This window comes from Candidatus Obscuribacterales bacterium (assembly GCA_036703605.1).
Taxonomy (GTDB): Bacteria; Cyanobacteriota; Cyanobacteriia; order RECH01; family RECH01; genus RECH01.
In genome coordinates, this window is record DATNRH010001158.1 from 1 (window position 1) to 4,815 (window position 4,815).

Below are 4,815 nucleotides of genomic sequence, written 5' to 3' on the forward strand. Positions count from 1 at the left end.
TATCTTCAATGCGCACCAATTCCGGAATCTCGAAGCGGCCTTCCTCAAAGACGTAGAGCAGATCATTGGGTAGGTCGATGTCGCTCTTGTCAATCTCATCCACAATCAAGATTCTCGGCTTCTTCGACGGCAGTAGGGCAGTCCCCAAGGGCCCCAAGCGGATATATCGACCGATGTTCTCAAAGCGCTTATCCTCATTTGGCTCTTGCTTGCTGGCATCCTGCAAACGAGCGATCGCATCATAAAGATATAGACCATCCTTAAGAGTGGTTCGTGTGGTAACGGGCCAGTACAAGACTTCGCCTAGATCTAGCTCACGGGCGATCGCGTAGGCGAGGGATGTTTTACCGCTACCCGGCTTCCCCGTTACCAGCAGCGGCCGCCGTAGGTAGAGAGCTGCATTCACCAATTCAATTTCATTGGGCTCGGCTTGGAAGGTCTTGCCCCGTTCTTCTTGGCGGCGATCGGCCTGTCGCCAGGTGGGCGGTGGTGGTAGATTGTCCAATGCGTCGGGATTGGGCTCACCGCTGCCGGTGAAAATAGGGCAGAAAAGGTTTGGATTGGGGGTTGGAGGTTGTGGATCGCTCATGGCTGCAAGGGGTTTAACACATCTCTGGATCGATCTGCGCCATCATCGTAGGCGGGACAACCTTTGGATCATCCCATACCAAGCTCAAATGATAGCCTAACGACACTTTTTCCTCATCTTCAATCGCCTCTTGGCGTTCTTCTAGGACACGCTTAGGCAAGTCGATCACCGTACAATCTAGAATGCGATCGATGTCAGAACAGAGGTTCTCTTTTCTCGCCCACAAAACAACCGGAAGCGCTACCTTATCTGCCAAGAATTTGAAGACTGCATCCGTGCGATCGCTGCTCAGATTCTCCAAGATGCCAATCTCTGCCGACTTGAATTGTTTGAATAGTAATGCAGATTTACGGCTATCTGCTCGTACCACGCTACCGTTGGCTTGTGAGTGATAGTTGTTTTCTAGAGATTGCCATTTTTGCTGCCAGCGACGGTAGTATTGAGGGCTAGTTGGCGACTGGCTCAGATCCGTCCGCATGACCAGCTGATATTGATTTCCAAGGGTTAGACCCGATTGCGTTCCACAAGCATCTAGATCGCTGCTCAGTTGAGAACGGGCCACAAAGCAATGCAGCATCGGTTCATCCAATATGTCTTGACTAGAAATCCATTGATCCAAGAAATCGGCTAAGTCAACCAGAGCGATCGCCTCATTAGACAAGCTCGGTTTAGGTGGCTCTAGGGGATCATAGCGATCGCGATCGCGAATGATCCAAATCGAGATGTTTGCTCTAGCAGGATCCTGCTCATCCGCCTTAATCTGGATGACTAGGTGTTCCTGGGTTTGAGTAGCAGATATCTTGCGCTTTTTACGATATTGGTCGGCTTTAAAGTAGAGCTTTTCAAAGTCAAACTGGCGGAATGTTACCCATGTCTTGAGCGCATGCAAAAGCGATGGCGCAGGATTATCTTGCAAGACGATGACAAACATGACGAACTGAGTGAGGCGATCAACCTCCCTATCGTTTTGCCACCACTCTCGATTAGATAGGCTGCTTAGAAAGGTCAGGCGATCTCGCAACTCAGGATGTTTAGCCTTATCGCCATCGCTGTCACACAATTGAAATGCTGTTTCAGCAATTGTTGTGAGCTGAGATTGATCCCAATGTTCTTCCAGCACATCTGCAACGTAATGGGCATCAATCGTATTGAGAACGGGACGGAGCTTCGAAGTGGGAATGGCGTAGGCCGTACTCTTTAAATCTTCTTTTGCCTTGACCGCTGCCGTTGCGATCATGCCAAGAACAGCTTTTGTCCTGTCATTCCATAACGGCGCACCGCTAAATCCAGGACGAATAGTTTCATCGTTGGGATCGTCATACTTGCAAAGTTGCCAGCGCTCATCGGTCACCTGAGTTTTGGGACGATAGGCGTCAGAACGTCCACCTTCAGGACTACCAAAGCCATACACTAAATGGCAATCGGCTTCAACATCTTCGCCACGGGTCTCAAGAAGATGAATCGGCCGCACACCGTCAGGGGCCGGACTCAGGAGCTTAAGTCCTGCAATATCGCCCATGTTTAATTGATAGGGAACCCAGTCAATTACCCTAGCCTCGATCATGGCATTGGGAGCTAGGATATGGAAATTCAGCCGAATGATATTAGTGGAAGGATCTTTATGGGTCTCAATATCCGTTTTTGGTATACCCACTGCTTCCAAGACAACATGGGCACAGGTTAAAACATACCCTGGTGCAACCAAGAACCCAGTTCCAACAACTACATTCTTGTCATTTGAAAAAATTCGAACCGTTGCCCGTTCATAATCGGTAACACTGAACGTCATTGCTTCTTCCATTTCAGCGTGATTTCGTAGGTGGCCTCTCCCCCTACTTTGGTCACAACTGCCCCCACCTCGCCGCTTAGCTTGACACTAAATTTCACCTCGACCTCATCCGCCGGATCATTCAGAGTATCCAACCGTGCCTTCAAGGATCGCACCATGGGTGTGACGCCAGCCATAGCTTGGCTAAAGGTTTGACGTGCCTGGGCCGCAATTTCGCCTGGTGACTTAGAAACAGGTGTTATTTCATCAGACTCGACTTCATCCACTTCCATCAAGATGCTCTCGCCATCGCCCAAATCAAACTGCACAAGCTTCGTCATAGTGAGCCTACGTTGACCTCAACACATGTCACCACAGTCTAGCCGATGTGCCAAAAGGAGGCTACCCTTGTCCGTAGCACAGCCTCCTGGGATGACCATCCTGACCGTTTCTTCACTCCCCAGATGCTCTCTTCCGGTCATTGTGGAATAACGTTATCCCACAAACTCCCACCCCGGTTTTCTCAAAAAAATCGGCTGCCTCACGGCGAAGGGAAAGGGCAAAGAAAGATAAAGCGCTAAGGGCTAAGGGCTAAGGGACTAAGAGCTAAGAAGAATACTCGGCAAAACGCAACAGACCCGAAAACCGACGTTGAGGTAGCGGTAGTCGCGCGAGAAGTTGCAGCGAAAGGCAGAACGGCAATCCCCAGAACCGTTGAGCCACGAACCGCCGCGCAGCAACTTATCTAACCTGTTTTTATTTTTGTCTACCCATACACTACCATCCTCCGGTGCACCGATATAATTATTATGCCAATCATCCTCACACCACTCCCACACATTTCCATGCATATCGTACAGCCCCCAGCGATTGGCCGGATACGTCCCCACATCAGTTGTTTTTGATCCATCATAATTAGCTACGTCCTGGGTCAGCATTGGGCCAAAGTGATATGCAGTTTCCGTGTCCGCCCGACAAGCATATTCCCACTGGGCCTCACTGGGCAATCGATAGTCTTTTTCAGACAGTACGGATAACCGCCGACAAAATTCCTGAGCATCGTTCCAACTCACCCGCTCCACCGGGTGATCATCACCCTTAAACTCTGACAGATCTGGCTTTAGTTCACGATCAATCGGCTCACTGTTGAGTACCATCGCTTGCCATTGGGCCTGGGTCACCGGCGTTTGCCCCATGAGAAACTCCGCCACCCGCACTCGGTGCTGAGGTTGCTGGCTGCTATGGCTATCTGGCTCATCCTCTGGTGCGCCCATCATGAACTCCCCCGTCGGAATGCGCATCATGATGAGCTCTACCCCGCCCGGCAACCGTTCTCGATAGGCCTGATTGCGGCGCTTGTAACGATGGAGCGTGAGGGTATCAGAAGAAGAAGTCACACCATCACCATGAATCGAGGATCTTTGCTCTAGGCAGCATCTGCCTAACAGAATAAGAGTTCTCTGAGGTATCCGGCAACCCTGGCGGCTAGAAGCTGTGCCCAAACCGCCAAAACCCGCCTAAGCGGGTTCAGGTCAATGAATCTGAGAGGGTGTAGCCGTGGTTTTAACCACCTGCGGTGAATGTGTCGGTCAACGCTTCAGAGCCGCCTCACCCCGGCTGTATAGCTCACGGGCATAGTCCGTCCAAGTGCCTTGCCCCCAATATCGGAAGCAGCTTGTTTCCACCAACATCACATAGAGCAACGCTTCTTGATAGTCAGCACTGCGGGTGATTAAGGGATCTTCTTGAACCAAGCGATCGTATTTTTGGTGGAAAAGCGCACTCAGTTGATTCATCGGGCCCAACACATTTTCATAGCCCTGCACCCAGCTCAAATCATTTGTCCAGGATGCACCATCCATGCTGAACTGATGATCATTGGACTTGAGATCTTGAATCGCCTGTTCCACCGCCTCCGACGTGGCATGGTCAGGATCCACCCGCTGCCAAATCTTATGTTGATGCACCGCTTGGCAAACTGGATAATCCTCTGGCGTCACCCCAGCCGCTGCCAGCAGTTCCAGATATTCTGTGCCATTTAGACCCACAACGCCCTCAACACCGCGCCCGTGATCCTTGAGTTCAGACCATACTGGATTGAAGCCCCGGGGAAACTCATTCATCATGACGCCGCCATTTTCCCCATCGGCGATTTGCGTGACACAGCAAGGAACGGAGCGATCGCCTAGTTGCTGCCGACCGCGACCCTTGGCCTCATGGTAGGGCTGCATTTGCGCCACCAGTTTTGTATCCGATCCTTGGGTTTTAATCAGCGCCGTAATGCTGATCGTCTCACCCTTAGAATTACGCGCTACTAAGCGATTGGGCAGATATTTATCATCGTGCCATACCCCCGAACCATCCAGCCGTTCCACCGAATGTTCCTGCACCATCAACCACTGATAGCCGCAATCCTTCAGCGCCTTAATGTATTCGTAGAGCGTATCGGGATGGTTGG

General features: G+C 51.1%; 5 protein-coding genes. All 5 read right to left on the reverse strand.

Features of this window, described 5'->3' with window-relative positions; translation table 11 throughout:
• Window positions 1-589 (reverse strand): MoxR family ATPase (locus tag V6D20_23920; protein ID HEY9818828.1); only part of this gene is annotated, 589 nt, incomplete at its 3' end.
• Between the two features lie 13 nt (window positions 590-602).
• Window positions 603-2,378, reverse strand: a complete 1,776-nt coding sequence (locus V6D20_23925) for a trypsin-like peptidase domain-containing protein (protein HEY9818829.1) — start codon at window positions 2,376-2,378, stop codon at window positions 603-605.
• A complete protein-coding gene (locus V6D20_23930) occupies window positions 2,375-2,698 on the reverse strand; it encodes a CU044_2847 family protein (GenBank protein HEY9818830.1) in 324 nt (107 codons plus the stop codon). Before V6D20_23930 ends, V6D20_23925 begins: the two co-directional genes overlap by 4 nt.
• Before the next feature lie 258 nt (window positions 2,699-2,956).
• Window positions 2,957-3,754 carry a formylglycine-generating enzyme family protein gene (locus tag V6D20_23935; GenBank protein HEY9818831.1) on the reverse strand — a complete coding sequence of 266 codons (798 nt, stop codon included), beginning with the start codon at window positions 3,752-3,754 and terminating at the stop codon, window positions 2,957-2,959.
• A gap of 192 nt (window positions 3,755-3,946) precedes the next feature.
• Window positions 3,947-4,815: hypothetical protein (locus V6D20_23940; GenBank protein HEY9818832.1), on the reverse strand; the 869-nt coding region annotated here is incomplete at its 5' end.

Bases quoted from the DNA above. Each gene is read 5' to 3' on its own strand.
- V6D20_23930 (HEY9818830.1), bottom strand. From the start codon at position 2,698: ATGACGAAGCTTGTGCAGTTTGATTTGGGCGATGGCGAGAGCATCTTG.
- V6D20_23925 (HEY9818829.1), bottom strand. From the start codon at position 2,378: ATGACGTTCAGTGTTACCGATTATGAACGGGCAACGGTTCGAATTTTT.